This is a genomic window from Acetobacter zythi (assembly GCF_963921165.1).
Classification (GTDB): domain Bacteria; phylum Pseudomonadota; class Alphaproteobacteria; order Acetobacterales; family Acetobacteraceae; genus Acetobacter.
The window spans coordinates 86,231-111,143 of record NZ_CAWUEO010000047.1 but is presented as its reverse complement, the minus strand read 5'-3'; the positions used below and the strand labels follow the sequence as shown (position 1 = coordinate 111,143).

The 24,913-nt window shown below is 51.9% G+C and carries 17 protein-coding genes; 6 read left to right on the top strand and 11 right to left on the bottom strand.

Features of this window, described 5'->3' with window-relative positions; all coding sequences use genetic code 11:
* Positions 1–465: 465 nt before the first annotated feature.
* Both scpC and AABE20_RS13755 read left to right on the top strand, forming a co-directional pair.
* Positions 466–1,989: a succinyl-CoA:acetate CoA-transferase ScpC gene (gene scpC / locus AABE20_RS13760; protein WP_408740997.1), complete on the top strand. Its 1,524-nt coding sequence runs from the start codon at positions 466–468 to the stop codon at positions 1,987–1,989.
* Between the two features lie 19 nt (positions 1,990–2,008).
* On the top strand, positions 2,009–2,974 hold the full coding sequence (locus AABE20_RS13755) for a GlxA family transcriptional regulator (RefSeq protein ID WP_338333613.1): 966 nt from the start codon (positions 2,009–2,011) through the stop codon (positions 2,972–2,974).
* Positions 2,975–3,001: 27 nt separating this feature from the next.
* Here AABE20_RS13755 and AABE20_RS13750 read toward each other — a convergent pair whose 3' ends face one another.
* Positions 3,002–3,916, bottom strand: coding sequence for a LysR family transcriptional regulator ArgP (locus tag AABE20_RS13750; RefSeq protein WP_338333612.1), 915 nt, complete (start codon positions 3,914–3,916; stop codon positions 3,002–3,004).
* Between the two features lie 72 nt (positions 3,917–3,988).
* Between AABE20_RS13750 and AABE20_RS13745 the strand changes: the two genes are divergently transcribed.
* Complete coding sequence (locus tag AABE20_RS13745) at positions 3,989–4,618, top strand: LysE/ArgO family amino acid transporter (RefSeq protein ID WP_338333611.1); 630 nt, start codon at positions 3,989–3,991, stop codon at positions 4,616–4,618.
* 363 nt (positions 4,619–4,981) lie between these two features.
* Here the strand turns inward: AABE20_RS13745 and pbpC are convergent, their stop codons facing one another.
* From pbpC to AABE20_RS13725, 4 genes are all read right to left on the bottom strand, one after another.
* Entirely contained in the window at positions 4,982–7,000 is a 2,019-nt protein-coding gene (pbpC, locus tag AABE20_RS13740) for a penicillin-binding protein 1C (RefSeq protein ID WP_338333610.1), read from the bottom strand.
* Positions 6,997–12,057 (bottom strand): alpha-2-macroglobulin family protein, encoded by a 5,061-nt coding sequence (locus tag AABE20_RS13735; RefSeq protein ID WP_338333609.1) that lies wholly within the window; start codon positions 12,055–12,057, stop codon positions 6,997–6,999. The genes pbpC and AABE20_RS13735 overlap by 4 nt, the downstream gene beginning before the upstream one ends.
* Before the next feature lie 188 nt (positions 12,058–12,245).
* Positions 12,246–12,983, bottom strand: coding sequence for an aspartate/glutamate racemase family protein (locus AABE20_RS13730; RefSeq protein WP_338333608.1), 738 nt, complete (start codon positions 12,981–12,983; stop codon positions 12,246–12,248).
* A gap of 147 nt (positions 12,984–13,130) precedes the next feature.
* Entirely contained in the window at positions 13,131–13,730 is a 600-nt protein-coding gene (locus tag AABE20_RS13725) for a DUF488 domain-containing protein (RefSeq protein ID WP_338333607.1), read from the bottom strand.
* Here AABE20_RS13725 and AABE20_RS13720 point away from each other — a divergent pair.
* Complete coding sequence (locus AABE20_RS13720) at positions 13,729–13,944, top strand: hypervirulence associated TUDOR domain-containing protein (protein ID WP_338333606.1); 216 nt, start codon at positions 13,729–13,731, stop codon at positions 13,942–13,944. The two genes, AABE20_RS13725 and AABE20_RS13720, sit on opposite strands and share 2 nt — an antisense overlap.
* 246 nt (positions 13,945–14,190) lie before the next feature.
* Here the strand turns inward: AABE20_RS13720 and AABE20_RS13715 are convergent, their stop codons facing one another.
* The 6 genes from AABE20_RS13715 to AABE20_RS13690 all read right to left on the bottom strand — a co-directional run bounded on the left by AABE20_RS13715 (position 14,191) and on the right by AABE20_RS13690 (position 21,226).
* On the bottom strand, positions 14,191–15,567 hold the full coding sequence (locus tag AABE20_RS13715) for an amino acid permease (protein ID WP_338333605.1): 1,377 nt from the start codon (positions 15,565–15,567) through the stop codon (positions 14,191–14,193).
* Positions 15,568–15,702: 135 nt separating this feature from the next.
* On the bottom strand, positions 15,703–16,035 hold the full coding sequence (locus tag AABE20_RS13710; protein ID WP_338333604.1) for a tRNA-binding protein: 333 nt from the start codon (positions 16,033–16,035) through the stop codon (positions 15,703–15,705).
* Positions 16,036–16,183: 148 nt separating this feature from the next.
* Entirely contained in the window at positions 16,184–16,672 is a 489-nt protein-coding gene (locus AABE20_RS13705) for a hypothetical protein (RefSeq protein ID WP_338333603.1), read from the bottom strand.
* Positions 16,673–16,815: 143 nt separating this feature from the next.
* Positions 16,816–18,807, bottom strand: coding sequence for an NAD(P)-binding protein (locus AABE20_RS13700; protein ID WP_338333602.1), 1,992 nt, complete (start codon positions 18,805–18,807; stop codon positions 16,816–16,818).
* Positions 18,808–18,858: 51 nt separating this feature from the next.
* Positions 18,859–19,611 carry a haloacid dehalogenase type II gene (locus AABE20_RS13695; protein ID WP_338333601.1) on the bottom strand — a complete coding sequence of 251 codons (753 nt, stop codon included), beginning with the start codon at positions 19,609–19,611 and terminating at the stop codon, positions 18,859–18,861.
* Between the two features lie 400 nt (positions 19,612–20,011).
* Entirely contained in the window at positions 20,012–21,226 is a 1,215-nt protein-coding gene (locus AABE20_RS13690) for an MFS transporter (protein WP_338333600.1), read from the bottom strand.
* Positions 21,227–21,671: 445 nt separating this feature from the next.
* Here AABE20_RS13690 and AABE20_RS13685 point away from each other — a divergent pair, with 445 nt between their 5' ends.
* Both AABE20_RS13685 and glsA read left to right on the top strand, forming a co-directional pair.
* On the top strand, positions 21,672–23,477 hold the full coding sequence (locus AABE20_RS13685) for a methyl-accepting chemotaxis protein (RefSeq protein ID WP_338333599.1): 1,806 nt from the start codon (positions 21,672–21,674) through the stop codon (positions 23,475–23,477).
* A gap of 371 nt (positions 23,478–23,848) precedes the next feature.
* The gene (gene glsA / locus AABE20_RS13680) at positions 23,849–24,910 is read left to right on the top strand and encodes a glutaminase A (RefSeq protein ID WP_338333598.1); all 1,062 of its coding nucleotides are present in this window, start codon (positions 23,849–23,851) and stop codon (positions 24,908–24,910) included.
* Positions 24,911–24,913: the final 3 nt, after the last annotated feature.

The following is a 24,913-nucleotide window of genomic DNA, read 5'->3' as shown; positions in this document are numbered from 1 at the left end:
CTGCCCTGGCACTGGAAAGCCCACCAGCAGGTCCACAATACCATCGCCGCCTGAATACGCCCGCGTCTCTCGCCGGATGGTTACGGCATATCCGGCATAGTTTCAGTCTCTATGGTGTGGGGGGCGGGGGAGGCACACTCCGTTACCAGCATATTCAAGGCTCTCAACGGATAGCCATAAGGTATTGCTGGCTCTTAAGCAGAATACTATGGAGACAAAATCAATCTATCTTTATAAAAAAATAATTAAATGGATCGAATTTTATTTATATTGTTATTTTCATTGCAAAATAAATGATATCATTGAAATTTACCCATGGAGCTTTATTGCACGAAATAGTGTATGAAGACACATGAACGCAGGCTTGCATGTCCTAATATGGTACAAGATACTTTTTTTGGCATCTTATTCTCATTGCGTCTCTCGTCTCTTCTTTTCCATCATGCGGCGTACCAGCAGCTTGCAATGAGAAAAACCGTGAACGACCGTATAAAAAACGAGGCTTTTTTTGCACGCATTACAAGTGCAGAAGATGCCGCCGCTCTTATTAATCATAACGATGTTGTCGCAACGAGTGGTTTTACCGGTGCGGGTTATCCCAAAGCTGTTCCAGAAGCTTTGGCTCGGCGTATCACTGCCACGCATGCTGCGGGTAAAGAGTTTTCCATACGTCTTTTGACAGGAGCTTCGACAGGCCCACAGTTAGATGGTGCGTTAGCGCAGGCAAACGGCATTGCCTTCCGTGCGCCTTACAATGGTGACAGCGCGCTGCGTTCACGTATCAATGACGGCAGCACGCTCTATCTGGATACGCATCTGGGGCAGGTTGCTCAAAAAGCCCGCCAAGGGCAGTATGGAAAGCCCAATATTGCTATTATAGAAGCTATTGGTGTAACCGCTGATGGGCACCTTATTCTCAGTTCCTCCGTCGGCAATAGCCCCACATGGGCGCAATTGGCTGACAAAATTATTGTTGAAATCAACACATGGCAAAGCCCGGAACTGGCAGGTATTCATGATATCTGGCCGCATGTTCGTATGCCTCCCAATACGCAATGTATCCCTCTTGCTCATCCGGGGGATCGTATTGGCAATGGCACTCTTCCTATTGATATTGATCGGCTTGCCGCTGTTGTCATAACTGATGAGCCGGATCGGAATGCTCCGTTTGCTGAACCAGACCAAAATGCGCGAACAATTGCCGCCCATGTTCTTGATTTTCTGCAACACGAAGTGAAACAGGGGCGGCTTCCGTCCTCCTTACTGCCTCTTCAAAGTGGAGTGGGGAATATAGCCAACGCTGTTCTGGAAGGCCTTAATAACAGCCAGTTTGAAAATCTGACAGGTTTTAGTGAAGTTATTCAAGATGGAATGCTCTCCATGTTGGAGAGTGGACGTATGACTGTCGCATCGGCCTCCTCCTTCTCGCTTAGTCCGGCAGCAGCCCAGAGAATTAATGAGAGAGCCTCTTTCTTTCGTGAAAAAATTATTCTTCGCCAGCAGGAAATCAGCAACAGCCCTGAATTGATCCGCCGTTTAGGGATCATCGCTATGAATGGCATGATTGAAGCGGATATTTATGGGAATGTAAACTCAACCTGTGTCATGGGGTCTCGTATTCAGAACGGCATTGGTGGATCAGGGGATTTTGCCCGCAATGCTTTTCTGTCCATTTTTGTTTCCCCATCCACAGCAAAAGGGGGAAAAATTTCAGCTTTTGTTCCTATGGTTCCTCACACGGACCACATTATACAGGATGTTCAGATTATCGTTTCAGAGCAGGGATTAGCGGATCTGCGCGGGTTGGCCCCTGTAGAACGCGCCCGGGAAATTATTAAAAACTGCGCTCACCCAGATTTCCGTCCTCTTTTGAAAGACTATTTTGAGCAAGCGCGTAAGCATTCCTTTGGGCAGCATATCCCACACCATCTTCCCTCAGCTCTTGCGTGGCATCAGCGTTATATAGAAACAGGAAGTATGGCAGGTTAAAAGTGTTTAAGGAGAGCGCATGACAGAGCTTCTGATCGTTTTTGTGGTCAATGACAATGTACAACTGATGGATATTGCTGGTCCGGCTGATGTGTTTGCCGAAGCAAATACTCTGTATGGGCGGCCTATTTATCGGTCTATTATTGTAGCGCCACAGAAAACTATTCGGAGTTCATGCGGTTTTGTTGTGCAGGCGGACTACTGCTTTGAAGACATGAACGCATTATCAATTGATACACTTCTGGTTGCTGGAGCACCCAATGCTGCACGCAGTTTACCTGCACGAAATGTCATTCAGTGGCTTTCTCATACTGCACCACAGGCGCGACGTTTTGGATCAATTTGTGGGGGTGTTTTTTCTCTCGCAGCAACAGGTCTTCTAAATAATAAAAAAATCACAGCACATTGGGCTGATATTGAGCCTATGCGACAAAGATTTCCTACAATCATGATCAATGCAGATGCTATTGTAGAAGAGGACGGCGCGGTGCGTACCGCCGCCGGGGTATCATCCGGTTTAGATCTTGCTCTTGCTCTGGTGAGAGAAGATCTGGGGGAGAAAATTGCACGCGATGTCGCGCGCCAACTTATTCTCTTTTACAAACGACCGGGAGGGCAAAAACAATATAGCCGACAAAAAGAGTTATCTCCTGCCGGACGGTCCGCTTTGCAATCTCTGCAAAGGCGGATTATGGAAAATCCTTCTGCCCATTACAGTGTGGACGTTATGGCGGACATGATGCAACTGGAACGACGACACTTAACGCGGCTTTTTACTCAGGAGACCGGTTTATCGCCCGCACAATGGGTTGAACAGACACGTCTGGCAATTGCACGCCGTCTTCTGGAAACAGGTCGAAGCCCTCTCAAAGTTATTGCTGCAAACGCCGGATTTGGCGCTGTCAGAACCTTGCGGCGTGCTTTTCAGCGGCACCTTGGGGTCACACCCGTCGAATATAGAAAGCGTTTCGGTCAAGGCAGTTAACAAACTTGGAGTTTTTTTCCAAATTTCTTAATGTTTACCTATTTTTCCTGCCAAATCCATCATAGAATTACAGTAGTGTATTAAATGGCGCGTAAGATCCTCCATCACCTTACTTTTTAGTCTTGGGTAAACCCAGTATAAATCTACATTCATAAAATGATCAGAACCGAGAGGGCGTAGTAGACCTTGCGTCAGATAATCCCGTGCAAGAGAAAGCGGCTGTAGTCCCCAGCCTAATCCAGCCGCTATAAAATCCAAAAAACCTTGAGTAGAGGGGACGTAATGAACCTGCTTTGGTAAAGATACTTTTTGTGTTGCTTCAAGCCATCGCTTTTGCAGGCTATCCTTTCTATCAAAGCAAATACATGGGGCCGTCTGGAAAGCGTGCGGGGTGAAACCGTCTGAGAAAAACTGCTCGATAAAACTTGGGCTTGCACAGGCTATATACCTAAGCTGACCCAGCTTAACCACCTTGCACCCAATAATGGGGGCAACATCGGCTGTAATTGCTGCCATGACCGCACCTGAGCGCAGATGATCTGCTGTATGACTTTCATCTTCTGCGTAAAGTTCTAAAAAAATACGGTTCTGCTTCGTGAACGACGCAATAGCATCAGGAAACCATGTGGCAAGACTATCTGCATTGACTGCAATTTTTAAGCTGACAGGAAACGCTTTTTCCGTTGCCGCCCTTTCTGACAAGTGGGGAATGTCTGCTTCTAGTAAGCGTACCTTATCAACATGCGCACATAACGACCTGCCAAGGTCTGTTGGCAGGCAGGGGTTTCCCCTTATGACGAGTAAGGAGCCCAAGCGCTCTTCATAACTGCGTACACGTTGAGAAACAGCAGAAGCGGTAAGACCCATAAGACGCGCGGCTCCCTCAAAAGAGCCTTCGCGTATAACGGCACTCACTGCGGTAAGGGCGGCATAATCCAGCATGATTAAGTTTTTCTTCATTTGATTAAGAAAAACAAGTTTTCTTTGCTCGGTGGCATTCTTTATGCAGTTCCTATGATGTCCTATCTGATCCCATTCTGCGTTGGGTTTGCTCTTTCCGCCTCACTCATTGTCGCGATTGGCGCGCAGAACCTGTTTGTGCTTCGACAAGGTCTGAAAAAAGAATATGTCGGGGTAATCGTTCTGTTTTGTGGACTATCAGACGCCATTCTCATTATTGCAGGTGTAAGCGGAATGGGGGCATTCCTTACTGCCATCCCTCAGGTGTCTACGGTCTTTGCCCTTGGCGGCGCCCTGTTTTTGGCATGGTATGGTATAAAGTCTCTGCAGCGAGCCAAAGATCAGGGCAGCATGACTGTCTTACAGGACCAGCCGATTTCTTTAAGAAAAGTGCTGGCAACTGTTGCCGCGTTTACATGGCTCAACCCCCATGTGTATCTTGATACCGTTCTGTTAATGGGCACGGCCTCAACTGCACAGCCCATAGCTTTGCGACCATTTTTTGCAGCAGGAGCTGCATCTGCCAGTTTTCTATGGTTTGCTTCCTTGGGGTACGGAGTTCGCTTGCTTCAACCTCTCTTTGCCAGTTCACGCTCGTGGCAAATATTGGATCTTGTTATTGGGTGCGTTATGCTTTTTCTTGCTGCGCTTTTGTTGAGGCAGGGTGTTCTGCATATGCTTTAGAATAAAAATATTTTAGATGGTTGGATTTTTATTGTTATTTTTGATTCATTTGAAGTTCTTTTGGACGCATCGCATGAAACAATCAGGTAGTTTTACTAAATTTTGGCAGACGACCTACCCGCTTCCGGAGTAAACTTCATAGGACTCCTGCAGAAGCAGAATGCGCCTTTTATGTAGATCAGAGCAGACTTGCTATCGCTGCATTTCGATCATAAGTGGCGTTGTTCGATTTTTCCCAAAGTAGACGGCCAGTAACAGTTCTCGTTATCTGTGTCTGCAAACCCGGCCGCTCTGAAACCTGCAATATTGTAGAGAGCGATGTTAGCTCACATCAGGCTGATTGGCTGGAAAATGGAAAGCTTGTTACCGTATACGAATATCAATAGTCGCATGGGCGTTCTGCGCGTCTGCAAGGGTAATGTGCGCAAAGCCAGGGGCATCGGGTGTCCATGTAGGTTGTGCACCGGGCGGCACATCCAGCGGAATGCCATTGATATACCAATGATAAGGCGGATGGCCGCCTGAACCTTCCAGTCCGACAGGAAGCATCCTGCCCTCGGAAGAGCGGCTTTCAATTTCGGAATGATTGCGTGGGAAGATGATTTGCGGTGCCTGCCGCTGTTGCAGAGTGCGCAGAGCAGGGGACAGGACTGTAACAGCACGATGTGGTCGGGCATTGGCTGGCGGGGCCGATGTATGCGGGGATGAAGAAAGCAGAGAGAGGAGAACTGCCAGCACTGGCCCTGCCGTATCCCGCCCTGTTAGCCCCGGAGAGGCGGTGCCGTCCGGGCGTCCGGCCCAGACACCGACTGTTGCCTGCGGGGTGGAGGCCATGGCCCATCCATCACGATTGCCATAGGATGTGCCCGTTTTGAAGGCAACTCCCTCCCATGATGCAACGCCAGCCGGTGGAGCGGTGCCCCGCAGGATTGTACGAATATCGGCATTTGCTCTGCTGGGCAGCAGGACTGCCTCGTGTGCAGGAGTAGCCGATGTCAGATCTGTCGCTTCACGGCGTAGGGGGGCGACGTGACCGTCATGATCGAGTGCCGCATACAGCATTGTCAGGTCATGGAGTGAGATGCCAGCTCCCCCCAGAACAATCGCGAGGCTCGGTGCGCTTTGTGTGCCATCCGGGTTTTCTGGCAGTCGCAATCGCACACCGCAGGCAGAGAGACGGTCCATGAAGTGAGAGGGGCCAACCCGCTCCAGTGCCTGAATGGCGGGTACATTGAGTGAAAGCTGAAGGGCTTCACTCACAGTAGTTTCACCCCGGAAAGCATGGTCAAAATCCTTGGGGGCATAGCCGCCAATGGCCAGTCGGCTATCGCGCACACGTGTGTGGGGGGTCATCCAGCCTTTTTCGAACGCCATACCATAGACAAACGGCTTGAGTGTGGAACCGGGGGAACGGGGCGCCAAAACAGCATCTATCGCATTGCCCGGAGCCTTATGCTCGGCCCCTCCGACCCATGCCACGATCTGCCGGTCATGATCGACAATCAGTGCCGCAAATGTTCCACGCAGCGGGGCAGGGTGGCTGGCAAGCACCTGCCGCGCGGTGCGCTGGAGCCTTGCATCAAGCGTTGTTACCACCACGCCGTTGCGCCCTGCGCTGAGAAAATGACCGGCGAGTTCAGGGGCGTCATGCGGTACGCCGCGTGTGTTGAGTGTTGGCCATGCAACTGGCTGCAATGACGTGGCGCGTTGCAGTGTGCGGTGCGCCGCGTTCAGCAAGGCGTCAGGGTGGCGGTCCGGGCGGAGTGCGGCGGGCCGCCGGGGTAAAGTTACAAGAAACGCGGCCTCGGTGGGTGTCAGATGGCTGGGTTCATGTCCGAAATAGAGCACGGATGCCGCACGGATGCCTTCGATATTCGTGCCTTCAGGAGCCAGCGTGAGGTAAAGGTTTAATACCCCCCGGCGCCCAAAACGCCATTCAAGCTGGAGGGCGCGCAGAATATCGCGCAGCTTGCCGCCCCATGTATGGCGGTGCGGGGTAAGGAGGCGGCTTGTCTGCATGGCCAGCGTGGAACCACCCGAGACAATATGACCACGCCGGGCCAGTTGCCAGATGGCGCGTGCAAGGGCCTGCGGATCAACCCCCGGATGGCTTTCAAAGCGGTGGTCTTCCGTCACCATCAGGAGTTTTATGTAGGTCGGGTCAACATTCTGGCTTTCAACCGGTAGCAGCCAGAAGCCATCGCGGCTTGTATGGCCGTCAAGTAGCGTATGGTCGCGGGCTTGAACAAGAAGGGCAGCTTGCTCGGCCCGATGCAGGTCTGGTGGGTTAAAACGGTCGGCCACCAGCAGACCAGCCGGAATGAGGCTGGTGAGCAGCAGGCCAAGTGTACAGTTTCTGACAAGGCGAGAGGAAGCCCTCAATGTGCGGTAATCTCGACAGTCCCGGATGCCGTGCGCGCCATCAGGCTTGGAAGACGCCGTGCGCTGACCATTGCTTCTGGCACAGTGAAGCGACCCGGCGTAATGGCGCGGACAATGTAGGCGACATGGAAGTTCCGTGCGGCAAGGTCTGGAGACTGCGTTGTGAAGCTTACCGAAGCACTGAAGCGATCATCCTGCGCAGCAGCATGTTCGGTGTTACTGAGTGTGCCCAGAAAAGCGTAAGGGGGCTGTGTACTGTCGTTTTCAGTATCGTCCCTGTCATGCTCGTCAGATGCACCATCTTCAGGAGAGACAATGCTCTCGATTTCCCAGCCAGCGGGCAGCAGGCTGGTAATGCCCACCAGATACTGACCGGGGTGGAGGGCCGTGCCTTTGAGACTGACGATAAACCGGTCATTCTGTTGCATATGTGCCAAGTCGAATGGCTGGCCAGTCAAGGTAAAGCCCTGCATGGTCAGTGTCAGCCCGTTGGTAAGAGGTTTGACACCCCCGGCAGGCTCGCCCTGTACGGTCAGGGTGCTGAACAGCATCTTCTTGCCGGTATTCTCAACCTGAAGACCTTTTCCGAGTGCGGCGGAATCAAACGGATAGGTAAGCGGCAGGCGCAGCGGTGTGGCGTTGGAGCGCCCCTGCACACGTACACTTTGCCCGTCAGTATCCTTGTTCAGAGTGCCGGCAGCTTCGAGTAGCGCCGTTTTGGTTGCGGTTGTCAGCATATCAGGCGACAGAGTCAGCTTGCCAAACCGCTCAATGAGCAGGTGTGTGCGCTGTTCGTCATGTGCTTCGGCTGTCAGAGCAGCAAGCCCGGCCAAGTCGCGCACGTAGGTCCAGTATCTGTAATCCCACAGATCCGGCTTTCCGGTGCGGATTGGCCCGAGTGCTGAAATGGCTGCGTCCAGCAGTGCTTCTGGTGATGTCGCGCTGTTGTCCGCCGGTGCATCGTCCATTGCGAGTGCGACAGCGAGATGCCCAAGAGCCAGAGGATAGGCCTGTGCATTGGAACCTGCCGTGCCAGCCCAGACATAGCTGACCCGGGTGCCGTCCTGCCGCGCAACAAGCGAAGCCGCAAGAGTGTGGATTGCATCAGGGTGAAGGCGACCCGCACGGGCCAGCACGTACGCCGCGTAAGCGCGTGTATTCAGCAGTTCTGCCTGTCTTTCACTATCATGCTCATCAACATAGACGCTCTGAGACTGGAGTTGCTCGCTTTCAATATGGTCGAGCAGCAGGCCGAGCCGGTCTTCCGGCACGGTGTAGCCAGCAGCTTTTGCCCGGATCAGGAAATCGGCAAGATAGTCCAGATCGTCGGGAAGGCTGAGGCCATCGGAGCGGTCCCACTGGCCAATCTCACCTGAAGAGGTCTGACGGTCAAAAAGCGTATTGATGGCTGACTGGATGGATTTGCCCGGAGTGCCTTTGGGATCGTGGGGATCGGATGTGGTCGGGTTGCCTTTTTGCAGCAGCGCACGGGCCTGCGCCGCCAGCGTATCAGAATCCCCCCAGACGCTGGATTGCAGGGATTCTTGCAACCCAACTGTATCAAGACCGTTCGATGCGGAGATGTTGAGGGTTATCCGCGCATCTGCCGGGTTAAAGCCCGCCAGTTCCGTGCGCTCCCATGTCTTGTGGCTACCGGGGGGGAGCGGGGCAGTCCGGCTGAGGGTTAGCGGAACATGCGCCAGCCTGATTCCGATGGGCCAGCTTCGCGTCAGCAGCGCTTTTGATGAGCCGGGTTGGCGCAATGTGAGATGAATATGCGCAATAGCGGTGCGGCCCGGCAGGGTTGGGGTGGCGGCCAGCGTAACATGCAGGTCAGCGCGCTCACCGGTTTTGACAGAGGCGTTGAGTGTGCCGGAGCCAAGAACACGGAGCGGCCCATCCGTGGTGATCTGGACCTCGTAAGGTGCTGATGGTGCATTAACATTGATAATGGAGACCTGTGCCTGTGCGGTATCTCCCGGGGCGAGAAACCGTGGCAACCCCAGATCGGGGAAAACCGGGTCTCGTGCTGTGATGTCCGCCTGCGCGTTGCCAACGGCATCTTTGCTCCAGGCGGAGGCCATCAGGTGAAGCTGGCCGTCAAAATCTGGCACATCGAACGAGAGTGTGCCGTGCCCGGTGCTGTCGAGTGCGACGGGGCCATCGAACAGCGCAACGCTTTCTGTTGTTCGCACGGGTGGTCCGTCCGCGCGGTTGTTATTGGACGCTGCATCGCCCCCGGACCGAATCTGGCCATTTTTTGCATCACTCAGCAGCAGAGACCCGTAATTGTCCAGCATGTCCAGCCCAAGACGGGGGCGACCGTAAAGGGCGTCAAACAGGTTGAGCGGCGTGAAATGCGTGAGGTTGAGAATACCCTGATCGACCGCAGACACCGCGATTTGCACATGCTCCACCGCAAGACCCTGACTGGCCTGAACAGTCACGGGAATGGTGATGCGATGGCGCGGCGTGACCGTGGCGGGCGCATCAAGCGTTAAGTTCAGCCGATGGGTGTCCTGATTGACACCAATCCATGTGACACCAACCGCCCGCACAGGGTCATGCGGACGCAGGCCGGAGGGGGTGTTGAGGGGGCGATAGAGTGTGACCAGTGCATAGGCGCCGGAATGCCAGTCCGGCGTGGCGGTTACGGGCACGTCCAGCCCTTCTTTTGGCACGTCTACAAAGCGTGTGTTCAGCACACGGTCTGTTGCAAGCGTTACCTGAGCCTGCCCGGCAAAACCGCCGCCAATGTGGAGGACTGTGCTACCGCCTGACACAATATGGGTATCGCGCACGCTGAGCGGCAGATGGTCCGGTGTGCTGGCGCTACCGTTTCCACCCCAGCCGACCTGAAAGCGGAGTGAACTGCCTGTTACGCTGCCACTTTCGCTCGGGACGGCACTCAGGCGATATTCGCCCCAGTCCAGCGATGGGGTGATCCGTGCTGTGCCTTTGGCATTTGTTGCAAGGTCGCCCGAACGCATGGGCACGTCCACAGTGTGGCTGCTGAAGGTCCAGCCATTGTCGGGCGTGTGGGACCAGTTATAGATCCGGTTGACGCGTGACAGGGTCCAGTGAATTTTGCCGATGGCAACCGGACTATTGTCAGGTGCAAAACTTGCAAGATCAATGGGGATAACAGCACTGCCCATGCTGGACGAGGCGTCTGTTGCAACACGGAGGCCGATCAGCGGTGCGGTGCGGCGGAGGGGAATAGTAAAGTGTTCACCCACGCGCCGCCCCATGGGGTCCAGAAAACCGGCATGTATATCAAGAGCGAGCGGCCGGGTCAGGCCCGGAGGAATATCCGGTGTGAAGATCAGTTGCGTATGGCCGTCATGATCAGTTGGATCGGCGCTGATGTCACCGCTGGCTGACGGGGTTTCCTCGTTCTCAAACCCGAAAGCCCAGCCTGTAAGGCCGGGGATCGGATCGGTTGTGGGAACAAGTCTGTAGGAACTGTCACTTTTCAGGCCAGCACCGGGCGCGCCGTAGAGAAAACGGGCCGAGGCATCAATCACAACGTCCTGTCCGGCGGTTGCGAAGGCTGGTGGCCTGAAACGGGCTTCGATACTGGGGGGCACGAAATCCTGAACGCTGAAACGGGCCGAACCGATGGCGGGTAAAGAAGGGTCGAGCAGAATATCGGCTCGCCACAGACCCGAGGGTGCGCTGGCGCTCAGGGGCAGGGTGGTGGCGTAGCCCCCTTCTGCCGCACCTGTAAGCGGAATGCGCCGCTCTTCCATCATATCAGGGCGGTAGAGAACAAGAACCGGATGTGCGTCTGGAATAGCCCGTCCTGCCCGGTCACGCAGAAGAGTGAGCAGATGCACGCTCTCACCGGGACGGTAAATCCCGCGGTCAGGCTGCACGAGTGCGCGACTGCTCCCCTGAAAGGGGCTGATGGCGCCTTCAAGATGCTGTTCTGAAAAATCGAACCATTGCCGGTCAAGATGCAGAAAGCCGAAATCCTCTCCCTTGCTGGCCAGCAGGACCGATGAGCGGTCTGCCATGGTGCCACGGAGCAGGGGGGCATCAAAATGCCCAAGGCCACTCGCATCCGTTGTGACTGTTGCCAGAGTGCCGCCATCACGGGCGCGCAGTGTCAGCGTGACATCAGGAGTGGGCTGTCCGCTCATCAGGGAGCGGGCACTGACTGTCAGCCCGTCTTCACCCCGCAGCATGGTCAGGCCAAGATCGCTCAGATTGACCCAGCGGGCAGAAATAGGCTTGCTTTGCAGAAGATCGGTATTGATGTTCCCACGTTTAAGCGCGGTTTCTACCGGGCTTTTCTCAGGTGGCGTTGCCGCGTCTTCAACCGTCACCAGATACAGCCCGGTCTGTCCTGCACTAATTGTCTCTGCCAGTGGGAAGCCAGTTGTCACAGACCGGTCTGGAGCATGGTCAATAGCCATGGTGCCGTGCCAGATTTCACGTATGGTCGTATCCAGCAGGCTCTGGAACGTATAAGGGTCAAAACTGGTCTGGTTCAGATCAGGCAGTGTGTCGTCAATATGATCTGTGCCGGGAAATTGCTGATGGGCCGCGACCCGAAAGACATGGAGACGAACCGTGGAGACGTTAACAGTTTCGATCGCGAGGGCAGGCGTATGCCCTGCCGTGCGTCCGGGCAGGATAAAGCCGTCTCCTGTCAGCCCGACATGCGCATCACGATGCCCAAAACGGGCGCTGAGCGTAAGGGGGGCAGCGAGTTGCTGACCATCGGCCGCGGCAAAATCCGGGGCGACCGTTATTGTGTAACCCTGTCCGAAGGCAAGCTGGCCAAGGCAGAATGCGTCATTCTCAATACGCGGTATGAAGGCGCTTTCTGGCGAGAGGTGGACCGAATGGGTTAGTGTTGCTGTGTTTTGTGCGTTCAGGTTCTGATTGAAATGCAGGCAGATTTCAGGGTGCTCGCCTGTTGCATCGAGAGAGGTGCGCTGGAACGCGAAAGGCGAGGACTCAGCAGAGGCCGCCCGACTGCATGGCGCGAGGCACAGAGCCGGGAGGGCAATAAAGCTCAGGGAAGAAAGCAGAATGCGTAGAGACACTATATTGAACCCTGAACAGTTTATGCCGGATTACGCGTTGTCATTCAGTCCCATGATTGGCCGGGACCGGGTTTTATAAACTACGCGCCCATAAGAATTTGGTCCATATGCCGCGTAAAAATGTTGTTCGACCTCGGCTGGTATGGTGTTGTTGACAGGCTTCAAGGATACGAGCGGCATCCTGAAAATTAGCGTGACAGTTCCATGGCAGAAAGAAGTGCTTCTGCATGAATTTCGAGCGTATCGAGACAGGGTATTGAGAGTGTGACACCGTCAAACAGAAGCGGCAGTTCCGTACAGCCGAGAACAACAGCATCTATGCCGGATTCAATGGTCATTCGCTGAATGATGTTCAGAAACTCGGTCTGCGTCGCCGGTTTGACTATTCCATGTTCCAGTTCAGCCGATATTTTTTCCACCACAAAATCGAAGTCATGTCCTGTGGGGATTACTACGTCCATTCCGACTTCCCTGAAGGGTTTTTTGAAGAAATCCTCCTCCATGGTGAAGCGGGTGCCCAGCAGCCCTAACTTTTTCAGTCCCCGTTTTTTTGCTTCATCGCGCGTTGTTTCAATTATGCTGACAAGCGGCACAGACGCGTGTTCGCGCAAGGCATCAAAAACAATATGCGGCGTATTGCCCGTAAGAGACACGATCTCGCAACCCGCTGCTATGAGATTATTGATACCGCCTACGAGATAACGCGTTAACCCATCATAATCCCTGTCCGAGCAATATTTGAGAACATTGAAAACGTTCAGGCTTTCTATCGTCAGATTAGGAAAAAACTCTTTTCCAACCCGCTTATTGGCTCCATAAACAATCTTCTTGTAATAAATGAGCGTGGATTCTGGACCTGTTCCACCAATTAGACCAAGTTTTTTCATATCCACCTCTCCCAATACCCAGATTGCTGCATTCTGCATTTGAATGTCAGCTCTCTATCGTAACGCGTGGCTTTCGGTCACTCAAGGTTACTCTGTGGGGCGTGAGCACAAAATAATCTGGGTCATTCGATCAAAAATCATACCGATTTTTCGAGAGGGTATGTTTTTGCGTCCCGCGTTTTACTGTCAGTCTTTGGAAGTATTTATTTGTGGGTAAGTAATATGGTGGCTGTTATCAATAATCGCAGATTCAGTAAGGTGCGCGGGAGAGACATCCGTCATGGACAGAATATGAAAGACTGTTACCCCATGAGCCAGAAGATAGTCGGTGATGATGCGCCTATGGCACCGCCACCAAAGCACTTCCGCGCACATGATTGCAACAGTTGCCTGCTGCCCCGCCTCGATAAGTCGGACGAGACCTTGGTGAAAATCGTCACCCAGCGCATAATCCGCATAATTATGAAAACTCTGGACACGCCAGAATGCGTTGGTCTCCGCGGGCACCGTTTTCGACCGTGGTCGTCGTCCACCAAGCTCTGGAAAATGGCTATATCCGATCCCATGTGTCGCCAGTTCCGGCTGGAGATTCGTGCCATCATAGTCCCGATTACGCCGGGAATACGGAAAAGCCCTCACATCCGCGATCAGTGTCACGCCATAATGACGCAAAAGTGCGATAAAGTCAGATAGTGCAAGCGTGGAATGCCCAATGGTGTAGAATGGATGGCAAGAAGATAATCTTGCTTCCCCTGCGAGGTTCACATTGGATACGGAGTTTTCCATGCCGTCACACACTTTCCAGATCGGAGATATCGTATCATGGAACTCGGAAGCAGGATACGTCAGTGGGCGGATTAGAGCTATTCATAGGGCGCCCTTTCTGGTCAACGGCTATCAGCATCACGCAACGGCAGAGCAGCCTCAGTATGAAATAGAAAGCCTTAAAACCAGCCATATCGCCTTTCACAAAGGCACGGCTCTGACCCTGGCAGAGTGACCCGGATCATCTCCTGTGTCGGCCTGATGGCTGCGGCACAATATCCCTCAACGCAGAGGTTGGCCGATTGGAGCACAGGGCGTGACATCCAGAAACGGGGCTAACCAGATCGGCCGCAATGCGTGTGCGGGACAGGTTACGGCTCAACGTAATCCTCACAGCCTCGTCGGTCTTCTCATGCGCGCTTAAAATGCTCAGATGATCAGCGCAAAACCGTTACAAGTCCAGTTTCTGTTTTGGTTCTGATCAGGCACGGTTCAATGAACGCTGTGCAAATTGTCGTGTCCAGTAGATGGCCATGAACAGAAAACATGTTCCAAGGCTGGCTATGACAGTTGTCCGCTGAGTAGGGTCACTGAACATGGCGACAAAAATCAACACGACAAACCCCAGGCAGGCAATATTGATGAACGGGAAAAGAGGGAGATGGAAAAACGCTTTTTTCTCCCTATCGTCTGCCTGATAACGAATGGCGATATAGGCTGTCATGATGAGGGAATAAACCACCAGAATCACCCCGCCACTGCAACTGAGGAGAAAGGCAAAGACTGTGTCCGGAGCAATGATAGATGCGAAGGCCACAATCCCCCCAGCTAATGAATTCACCACGATCGCATTGACAGGTGTTTTATGGCGGCCATGGTGTTGCAGCTTTGAAGGGGCATCTCCATGACGGGCTAACTCCGCCAGAACGCGAGATGTAATATATAGGCTGGAATTCATGCACGAGATTATTGCTGTTAACACAACAATACGCATAGACAATGCGGCACCAGGAATTTGCATGACCTGCATTGCCATAACAAAGGGTGAATGGCCGGGCACGATGTTTGTCCATGGGACAATCATCAGAATGATTCCGATTGAAAGACTGTAAAATAATGTCAGCCGAGTACCCAGACTGCGGGTGACATGCGCAATGTTCTGGGCTGGTTCGGCAGTTTCCCCCGCGGCAACAGTCGCAATTTCTGAGCCGATCATTGTGAATAACACGGTGGGAACAATCGAAAGCACTGCAATAATGCCATGGGGCATTAACCCGCCATGGCCCATTACATTTTGTACAATTGGTACAGGTGGTCCAAATAGATGCGCAATACACAGGACGCCAATGAATACGAACAAAACAATGCTGGCAACCTTAACGATTGATAGCCAGAATTCACATTCGCCAAACACGCGCACAGCGGCAAGGTTGATAACCATAAGCGTTATGATCAGGCCTGTCGCCAATAGCCACACCGGCAGATTGATCATGTCGTGTAGCATAATGGCACCTGCGATTGCCTCGCTCCCCAACACAACCAACCAGAAAAACCAGTATAACCAGCCCGCAGTAAAGCCCGCTCCATTACCATGGGCTTCGCGAATATAGGCGACGAATGATCCCCGGCCTGGGCGGGCTGTTACCATTTCCCCCAGCATGCGCATGACCAGCATGACCAATAGGCCAACAGCAACAAATACAGCCAATACGGCAGGTCCAGCAGCAGCAATGGCAGCACTGCTCCCCACGAACAGCCCTGCACCAATGGCTCCCCCCAGTGCAATCATAATAATATGACGCTGTTTTAGAGTGGAGAGAGTCTGGTTGGGATTGGTGTTGTTAGCTGTTCTGGGCATGGTTGGTAATATTCCCAATGAAGATGAAAAGTAAAACTTGGGTTTTGACGGATTTTTCCATCTTTTTAATTGCTTCTGTATTACCAAAAGTGGAGGCGGCAGATCTCGCTCGATTTTTTAACCGAGAGTGTGATGTTAACTTAAACGTGTGCCATTAGGGACACTCCGCTCGATGGATGCCATCACAACGCCCTCGGGTGTTTCAAAGCCGGATAGTAAAAACTCCGACTGGAAAGGACCGATCTGTTTTACAGGAAAATTGATAATACCGATGACCTGACGGCCAACAAGTTCATCTTTACTATAGAGTTTTGTAAACTGCGCACTTGTTTTCAGTTCCCCATAAGGTCCAAAGTCAGCCCATATTTTGTAGGCTGGCTTGCGGGCCTCTGGAAAATCCTCAACACGTAAAATGGTTCCCGAAACAATCAGGACTTTTTCGAAATCATTCCAGCTAATTTTTTCCATACTGCACTCCTTTTTTGCAATGTTGTCCCGTCACTTGGAACAGAATGGTCACTGACCGCGTAGAGCAGTCCATTGACAACTCAGTGATGCTCAAGTGAAAATGGACTTCATTCAGTAGGTTGGGGTTATAACTGCGCTTAGTGAAACCTTATTCCATCATATCCCAACGGTGGTATACGACCTCAGTGCCACCATAACGGTAGAACAGCGTTTTACCATCTTTGGATAGGCTGTAATCGGCAGTTATTTCCAATTTCCCATTTCGTTTAACAACGAGGTGGTAATTGTAGTCATCTACTTTTGTGAAGTAGACAACATTAAACGGAATTGATCCGCCTTGACTATGGTATTCAACTGCGGGTGTACCATCCACCTGCGCTGCCCAGTGTCCCGAACTGAACTGACCTTTTGCAGTTAGGGTCATGAAAGTAACAAGAACTTTTCCTCCTTCAGTATAGGAAAAAAAGCGTAATGCTTTACGTGGCGGCGGGTCCGTATAATGAGACGCCGAGATGTCTGCTTTCCATGGCCCAAGTAAAGCATCTGGCACCTGCTGGCGTGCATCTGTGCCGTGCCACGGTTCTTCTGCTGCGTGGACGGTGGGCGTAACATACGCCATGGCAACAGCCAGCAGCATGGATGCACAAACCGTGGGTGAAAAAAAACGGAATATGGGAGGTTTCCTGTTCATATTCATTATGGCTCCATGGTTACTACGGATTGTTGCGCGCTCTACTATAGTGTGAATCTATGGTGGAGCATTACCTTTGATGAGAGAAACTATATCCTATTGTAGTAACCGTAATTATGCGGAACAATTTCTTCTACCGCACGGAATGCCTGATCAATGGCGGTATTACACAAGTCCTGCCCAGATGCGTCGCTATTTGCGATAGAAATTCGGCCAAAACGACGGCGGGCAATTTCGCAGGGCTGTTCGCCTGTGGGGCTGGGCTTATCAAACAGGGAGTTCTGCGCCATGGCAAAACCGTGTGGCCAACGGTTAACGGTGATTCCCATAATATCGCGTGCGGCATCAAAACCATAAGGCCCAAGTGCATCGTTCATTTGGCTGCGGACAGCGCGTTCGAATGTTGCAAAAGGTGTTTGCAGCAATCCCATGCGTACCATTCTGAACTGTTCTTGCATGCTCAGCTTGTCTGGCATGTCATAACCCAGAATGGTGCGTGTCATTGTTTCATTATTCAGAATACCCGAGTTGGTACCTGTCATAAATGTTACAAGAACACCCTTTTTGGGGTCCATATCGGGCACACCATCATTTTTTGCCCAAGGGACATCCAGCGCAAAACTGGCAAAGAAGCGTTTTGGTGTATCCACACGGTTGACGCCTGCCTTTTGGAAGGCTTCCCAATTCCGTATCAGAACAGTTGTCATCTGGTTGGCAGCCCGGACGGCTTTGTGCTGTGCGGTTTTTTGTTCCTCAGGCATTTCTGGGCACAAATAGGGAATCATGTTGTTATTGCCAGCAAGAATAACATTTTTACCCATAACACGAAGGCACTTGCCGTTCTGAATATAATCAACAGCAACCTGGCGGGTGTCTGGTTCGAACATTCCCACCGGTTCTGGGCCGACATGCTGCACCCGCACAGCAATACTACTTAGCCGGATACGTGCTGGTGCTGTGGGGCGGTCAAGCGTATCGTAGCGAACCCGTGTTGTTTCCAGAGATTGCCACGTTCCCTGTGGTAGGGCTTGAGGCACAAGTTCGCGTACCATCAGGCGGGCTAGATCAGAATTGCCTGCGGGCAAATGAAAGTCTGCCGCCGCACTTTGGGGAGATTCGGGCGAATGGGGCGCGCGCTCCACGCCCAGTGTTGAAAAACCGGGGGCATAGCGGAAATAGGCAAACCAAGCGCTGGAGGCGGTTTTGCTTAGGCACCACACGCCGGGGAGCCATGGTAGGCTTTCCGGTGCTACTTTTACATAATCCAGAAGATACTGCTTGTATGTGATGGTTTGCAGACGCTGGATTTTTTGTTCCTTTGTCATGCCTGCCATATAGTCAACCTTACCATGATAGACAGCCATCAGATCCTGTCTTACGCGTGGTGGCAGTTGCGCTGTTTGCAGGAATTCCACTGTTGGATCGGTAAAGCGGACATGAGGGTAAAGTTTGCCATCTCCCCCGCTTTCTTGGGACAGAAAAGTTGCCGGGCGTAGTCCCATCTGTGCGAAAGGATTATTTTCCTTACGCTTTACCGTAAAGTCAGCACCAAGGCTTTTAACAAACCCTGCCACATTCTCAGTCCATTGGTCCGGGGCAACAAAGTAAGCTGATCCACCGGTGGTCATGAGGGTGCGTCCATCGCTCACAAATTCGTTGCGTTTGGCATGGCCCCCAAAATCATCATGGTTGTCCAACACCAGCACGCGTGTATTTGCGCCCAACCGCCGCCGGTAAAGGCATGCGGCGGCCAGACCGCTCAGGCCGCCACCCACCACAACGAGGTCATAGGTCTCTCCCGTTGGCTGGGGCGTGGGGTAGGGGGCGCCATCACGACGGGCATGTGCTGCTTCGAATGCGCCGGGGTGGGCGCCTCGCAGACCATTGCGTAAAGGCGGGTAAGTTGCTGCTGTCGCTTCAGTATGATTGGTTAGAGGAGAAGTTTTTCCGGTTTCTGTTGCCGCTTGAGCAATGTGTGATCGCGCCAGAGACGCTCCCAGTGCGGCTGCGGTCACGCCGTGGATCATATCACGGCGTGAAATTGCGACACCCATGCCCAGCTTTTTATCGCTATTTTTCATTTATGATCTCAACTTCATGGATATCAGAAAAGGGCATTAGTAAATGGAAGATCAGCCTTCCATCATTTCTTTTTGATGGGCTTCGGCAAGCTCCATCATGGAGTTAAAGCGGAAATCAATTTTTGGCATAGCACCTGGGTCCATTGTCGCCCCAAAACCGTTCTGTGCGTGGCGGCGGTAGATCCAGCATGATGTCAGCCCTACTTTGTTGGCAGGCTGATGGTCGTGGAACAGGCTTTCTGCCGTGTGGAGCACATCGGATGGGCCTAGTCCGATGTCCGCCAGATATTCCAACATATATTCAAAATTACGCATGGACGGTTTGTACGAACCAATATCTTCAGCTGTGTAAATGCCGTCAAATGCGACATTCAACCGCGCATTGCTGCCGCTGAAAGAGCGGGCATCGACATTGGAAAGGATAACCAGTTTGAAATGCTGCTTCAGATACGTGAGCGCTTCGGTAGAATCTGGAAAAGCAGGCCAGTTTGGAACGGAATTTCCGTAGTCCTGTGCTTCGGAAACTGTATGGGCAACTCCCCATTCTTCCGCAAGGCGACGATAAACACTGGACAAAATGGCGGGATAAGGCCGCCCGGGGGTCCATTTTTGCTGGCGGGATTCATATTTCGCATGGGCTTGCAGGATTTCATCGCGGCTGAGGGGTGTTTTCAACCGTGATGTCAACGGTGTTAAGGCATTGATAATGCCTGTTTCCCAGTCGATCAGAGTTCCGTAACAATCAAAAGTCAGGACCTTGAAGTCTTTTAATTTCATTATGAGCTCCATCTTGTCGGAAAACATCTTTTCTGATGGAGAAGAAAAAGAGGTTTTCTTGGTCTGCGGGGTAGTGCGTTTTTTGATATGCTACGCTGAGGATTGAGAGTTCCGCATCAGTCAATCTCCTCATAACAAAACCACTGTGTATGTCTTTGCAAAGCATGACATCAGGCGTTTGCGTCGTTCTATTATATTCCGGTATTGAAATGAAATATAATATTGTTCATGCACATAAAACGGCAGAATATGGCAATTCCCCTATTCTGTGAGGGCTAACGATTCCTGAAGTTTGTTTGATGGCTGAACGGACAGCCTGTTACGTGCAAGGGGCCGTATGCGTAACGGGTGTGAGCATAATTCAAGCTGGAATGTAGGGAGGCTCAGTGTTTTGGCGGTACAATTCGCCTGTTGAAGCGGCTGATTTTTAGCGTTGTTTGGAGAGGCTTAGAATACGCCAGTTGCCAATCGCACCCAAAAACAGCAGGAGGCTGGTTCCCAGAAAGACAAAACGCATACCAATCTGCCCCCCAATGAAGCCGCCAAGCAATGGCCCCGCGACTTGCCCAACAAACTGTGCAGATACAGCATAGCCCAAAACAACACCGACAGAATGTTCCGGTACATTATGCCGGATAACTGCCGTAACGCAGGGCATTAGCCCCCCCAAAGCAAGCCCCATTAAAAAACGTAATGCGATAAGTTGCCATCCAGCCGTTACAAATGCCTGCGGTATCAACAGCATGCTGGCAACGGCAAGAGCGCTTACAATAATGACGCCATGCCCTTTTTTGTCGGCTACTCGACCAAGGTAAGAGGCCGAAAGAACACTCCCCAGCGCCGCGGCCGACATAACCAATGCGGCTATAAGCGTGGTCTGGGTCGGATCGGCAATTAAGGAGTGGATATAAAGCGTAATGATTGGTTCGATCGACATATTGGCGACCATCAGGAGTAAGCCTGTGCCAAGCATTGTGATCATGAGCGGTTTGTTTGGAATGTCTGACCAGTGACCTCTGGTTGGTAAAGGTTTTCTGGTCCGTTGCGGTGTTTCCCTTACCATGAAAAGGGTGGCAAGGAACGCAATAAAAATCAGGCTACCCGCACCAATAAATGTCATACGGATACCGACAAGTGGCGGAAAGATACCTCCGATGAGAGGGCCAATCAGATTGCCTGCCATTATTCCAGATGAGAGGAGGCCCAGCGCCCAAGCGGATTGAGCGCGAGGTGCCTGCGATGCGACCAGTATCATGGCACCAGACGAGTAACCTCCGGCGATGCCTGCCAAAAGCCTTAACCCCACAAATTGCCAGATTGTGGTCGCACAGCCCATGAGCGCCATGGTAATGGCCATTCCTGCACTGGCCCGCACCAGCATGGATTTGCGTCCGTACAAATCCCCCAGTCGCCCCCATAGGGGGGCAACTACTCCGGCTGTTAAGTAGGTTGCCCCATAAGCAATGCCAGACCACTGGGCAATGGCAGCCTGCCCGTTAATGCCAAGCTGCTGCACATATAATGGCAGGAACGGCAAGATGAGCGTCATAGCGATTAAGGTTGCAAAAGAACCAAAGAGGCAAACAATCAGATTATGCCGCCAGTAGGGGTTCTGATACTCGGACTGAGTGAGATACTGCATACTGCCCAGTCAATTTTTTATGGAATAAAGCTAATTTTTTAAGAGATAGACTGATATAGGGTCAAGCGAAAAACAATTTTGCATGCCTGAGTGGTCTATGGGCTGCAATGGTTTGCCTCATTAGACGGCGCTCTAATGGAAACGGGCTTTTTTGTATCCCGGTCGAGCCTCTACACATTCATGTGATTTCTTGTGCTGAAAAAGTATGAAAAATATGATTTTACCGAGTAATAATAGATTATTTTCATAAATAAGGTTTGTGTTTTTCCCTGCGTGAATTATTGAGCCTGATGAAGATAGCTGTGCTAGTACATATGAAAATTGAAGGTCGTTTTTTCTCGTTATAACACGTAAAAACTCTGTGGGTTTCCGCGCCATGAAATTCGGTCTTGTTCAAAAAATTGTTTTAGCTACCAGTATTTTTCTTTTGGTTTCTGCACTATGCGTGGTCGCGGAAGTCACGCATCTTGTTCGCAGCGAGATGCAGCAGGCCTTGCAGGACAAGCTTCATGCGGGAATGCGGGCTGCGGCAAGCCTTTTGCAACGGGATATACCCGGAATCCATGTGTCATGGGGGGCTGATGGCACAATAGAAAAAATAACAGCCGATACCGTGCCATTGCCTTTTAATGGTCACGGCATGGCTGATGACATTTCACACGTGACAGGTGGAAGAACAGTTCTTTTTGTCACGGATAGCAATGGTACCGATTTTATACGTCGCATGATGAACGGAAGCGAGAGAGATCAGCGCTCTCTGGATACGCCGCTTGATCATAATGCTTCGTCCTATAAGGCCATTGTTAAAGGTTTACCTTACGAAGGGCCTATGGTGCTCCTTGGTAGTGATTTCTACACTGTGTACCAGCCGATTTTTTCTTCCGAAGGCAAAGTTGCGGGTGTGCTGAACGTTGCTATCAGAGGGGATGAGGCTGATGCTGTCATCAGTGGTTTTTTATGGACCCTTACACTGGTTTCTGGCGGTGTCATGCTCATAGCAACACTGGGCATGGGTGTGGTCACCGCATGGTTGCTGCGGCCTTTGCCGGTGATTACCCAGTCGATGCGGGTTCTGGCTGAAGGGGATACTGCAACCCCCGTGGCCTATGTGGAACGCCATGATGAAATCGGGACAATGGCTGGAGCCGTTGAAGTGTTTCGGCTGGCAGCGATTGACAAGGCCCGTCTGGAAAGTGAGGCAACAGAAGCACGCCGTAGGCAGGAGGCGGAGCGGCGGGTTGTTCAGGAAAGAACCGAGGAGGCTGCTCGACAACTGAAGGTTGCAACGGACAGTCTGGCAGATGGGCTACAGAAAATGGCTGCCGGAGATCTGTCTGTTCAGATTCAGAAAAAATTTGCCCCCGATCTTGAGCCTCTACGAGAAAACTTTAATCACTCCATTGAGCAACTCGCAGCAGCTTTTGCGGCTGTTTCTGGCTCGGCTTATAGTATTGGCAATAGCACGCAGGAAGTGGCCACAGCAGCAGATAATCTTTCCCGCCGAACGGAGCAGCAGGCCGCGACTTTGGAAGAAACATCTGCGGCGCTGACACAGATTACCCAGCGCGTGCAGAAGACAACGGAGGAAACCCAGCACGCCCATAAAGTGGTGAATACCTCCCGTGCGGATGTTGACCATGCTGGGGTAGTGGTGGGGCAGGCAATTGAAGTCATGTCCAGAATTGACGAATCCTCGAAAGCAATCTCCACAATTGTGGGTCTGATTAGCGATGTGGCGTTCCAAACCAATATTCTAGCCCTGAATGCCAGTGTGGAAGCCGCGCGGGCAGGGGATTCCGGGCGTGGTTTTGCCGTTGTTGCCGATGAGGTACGCAAACTGGCCCATCGCTCGGCGGAAGCCGTGAAGGAGATATCGGCTCTGATCAGCGGTTCGACTGAACAGGTCCGGGCTGGGGTTCTGTCCGTCAAGGAAACCGGGGCTGTTCTACACCGGATTGTTGGGCAGGTGGGCGAGATCAGTGAATTGGTGTCGAACATTGCAACAGCGGCGCAGGATCAGGCGAGCAGCATCACCCAGTTGAATGTTGCGATGACCAGTATGGAGCAGACAACGCAACAGAATGCCGCAGTCGCGGAGCAAAGTGCTGCTGCAAGCCATAATCTGGCGACCATGTCTGGTGAATTGCAAAAACTTGTTAGTCGTTTTGAACTTGGTAACATGGTGCGCTCTGGCAAGAGTGTTGGCCAGTCTTCCAGCCGGTTAGCATCTCTTCAGCTTGTTGCGGAATAAACGGCTTTTAGGGGTGCGGAGGAGCAGGCCCTCCGATGGTGCCCCTGTGGTCACAAGCTGGCAGTCAACATAGGAGGTAATTATGAAGATTACCTCCTGACTGAGTGTGCTGTTTTGGCGGGTTTGATGTGAAGTGCATGTGCGCGCAGGCTTGCGCGCCATGTTTTATAGAACCCTGTAAAGCGTAGCATTCCTGTTTCTGTAAATAATTCTGATTATTGTGCGTGGCAGGCTAGAGACTGGCGCGGAACAGTCCAATTTTGTAGAAAACCCAGAAATTTGAGAAAAATGATTGGAATTTATTTTTTATTAAATTATCAATAGGCATAATAGTGAAAATTTACAGAATGTATTGCGGAAAGATATACCAAATGCGGGATAATTTTTTTGTAAAAAAATATGCGCCTTTAATACTCATCAACTGCTTTTTATTGTTTTCTCACACCAATGCAGAGGCTCGGGAAAAACCGCAGCAAATGTCGTCGCCTGTCATTCAAAAGGCGATGGAGCAGGCATATGAGAAATATAAATCTGTCACAGAAGGGAAGAACGCTAGCTATATCCCCTATCTCGCCAAAGCAGACAGTAAGCTTTATGGCATTGCAATTGTAACGGTGGATGGGCGGATATTCAGGATCGGGGATGCTGGGCATCCGTTCCCTGTGGAATCTGTTTCTAAAATTTTTACTTTGGCAGATGTCCTGCACAAGCAGGGTGCCCAGAATATTCTGGGTAAAGTTGGTGTCAACGCAACGGGGCTACCGTTTAATTCTGTGCTTGCGGTGGAACTGAATAACGACAAATTGGGGGGCAGCCCTCCTCCGGGTAATCCGTTGGTCAATGCCGGGGCAATCGCAACAGCCAGCCTTGTGTCGGGGCAAACGCTGGATGCGCGGTGGAAAAGTGTATTGGATACTGCATCAGCCTTCGCAGGGCATCAGTTGCATCTGAATGATGCTGTTTACCAGTCAGAAATGGCGAGTAACCAGCATAATCAGGCGATTGCTGTGCTTTTGCAAAGCTATGGCCACCTTTATGCTGATCCGTCTGAAACAGTTGATCTGTATACGCGTGAATGCTCTTACGATGTGGATGCAGTGGATTTGGCAACCATGGGAGCCACATTGGCTAATGGCGGAACAAATCCACGCTCTCATCAAGTTGTTGTAGACGCGCCGACCAGCGCACGTGTGTTGGCCGTTATGGCAACGGCGGGTTTGTACAATACGTCTGGTGAATGGTTATTCAAAGTTGGGCTGCCCGGAAAAAGTGGCGTTGGTGGAGGAATTGTTGCTGTTGTTCCCGGCAAGCTGGCCATTGGCGTTTACTCGTCACGCCTTGATGATGCAGGGAACAGTGTACGTGGGCAACTGGCAGTGCAATTTATTGCCGAAGCTCTGGGGGCTAATATTTTTTCTGCCGAACAAAAATAATCG

Bases quoted from the DNA above. Each gene is read 5' to 3' on its own strand.
- scpC (WP_408740997.1), top strand. From the start codon at position 466: ATGAGAAAAACCGTGAACGACCGTATAAAAAACGAGGCTTTTTTTGCA.
- AABE20_RS13755 (WP_338333613.1), top strand. From the start codon at position 2,009: ATGACAGAGCTTCTGATCGTTTTTGTGGTCAATGACAATGTACAACTG.
- AABE20_RS13750 (WP_338333612.1), bottom strand. From the start codon at position 3,916: ATGCTGGATTATGCCGCCCTTACCGCAGTGAGTGCCGTTATACGCGAA.
- AABE20_RS13745 (WP_338333611.1), top strand. From the start codon at position 3,989: ATGATGTCCTATCTGATCCCATTCTGCGTTGGGTTTGCTCTTTCCGCC.
- AABE20_RS13730 (WP_338333608.1), bottom strand. From the start codon at position 12,983: ATGCAGAATGCAGCAATCTGGGTATTGGGAGAGGTGGATATGAAAAAA.
- AABE20_RS13720 (WP_338333606.1), top strand. From the start codon at position 13,729: ATGCCGTCACACACTTTCCAGATCGGAGATATCGTATCATGGAACTCG.
- AABE20_RS13725 (WP_338333607.1), bottom strand. From the start codon at position 13,730: ATGGAAAACTCCGTATCCAATGTGAACCTCGCAGGGGAAGCAAGATTA.
- AABE20_RS13715 (WP_338333605.1), bottom strand. From the start codon at position 15,567: ATGCCCAGAACAGCTAACAACACCAATCCCAACCAGACTCTCTCCACT.
- AABE20_RS13710 (WP_338333604.1), bottom strand. From the start codon at position 16,035: ATGGAAAAAATTAGCTGGAATGATTTCGAAAAAGTCCTGATTGTTTCG.
- AABE20_RS13705 (WP_338333603.1), bottom strand. From the start codon at position 16,672: ATGCTGCTGGCTGTTGCCATGGCGTATGTTACGCCCACCGTCCACGCA.
- AABE20_RS13700 (WP_338333602.1), bottom strand. From the start codon at position 18,807: ATGAAAAATAGCGATAAAAAGCTGGGCATGGGTGTCGCAATTTCACGC.
- AABE20_RS13695 (WP_338333601.1), bottom strand. From the start codon at position 19,611: ATGTTTTCCGACAAGATGGAGCTCATAATGAAATTAAAAGACTTCAAG.
- AABE20_RS13690 (WP_338333600.1), bottom strand. From the start codon at position 21,226: ATGCAGTATCTCACTCAGTCCGAGTATCAGAACCCCTACTGGCGGCAT.
- glsA (WP_338333598.1), top strand. From the start codon at position 23,849: ATGCGGGATAATTTTTTTGTAAAAAAATATGCGCCTTTAATACTCATC.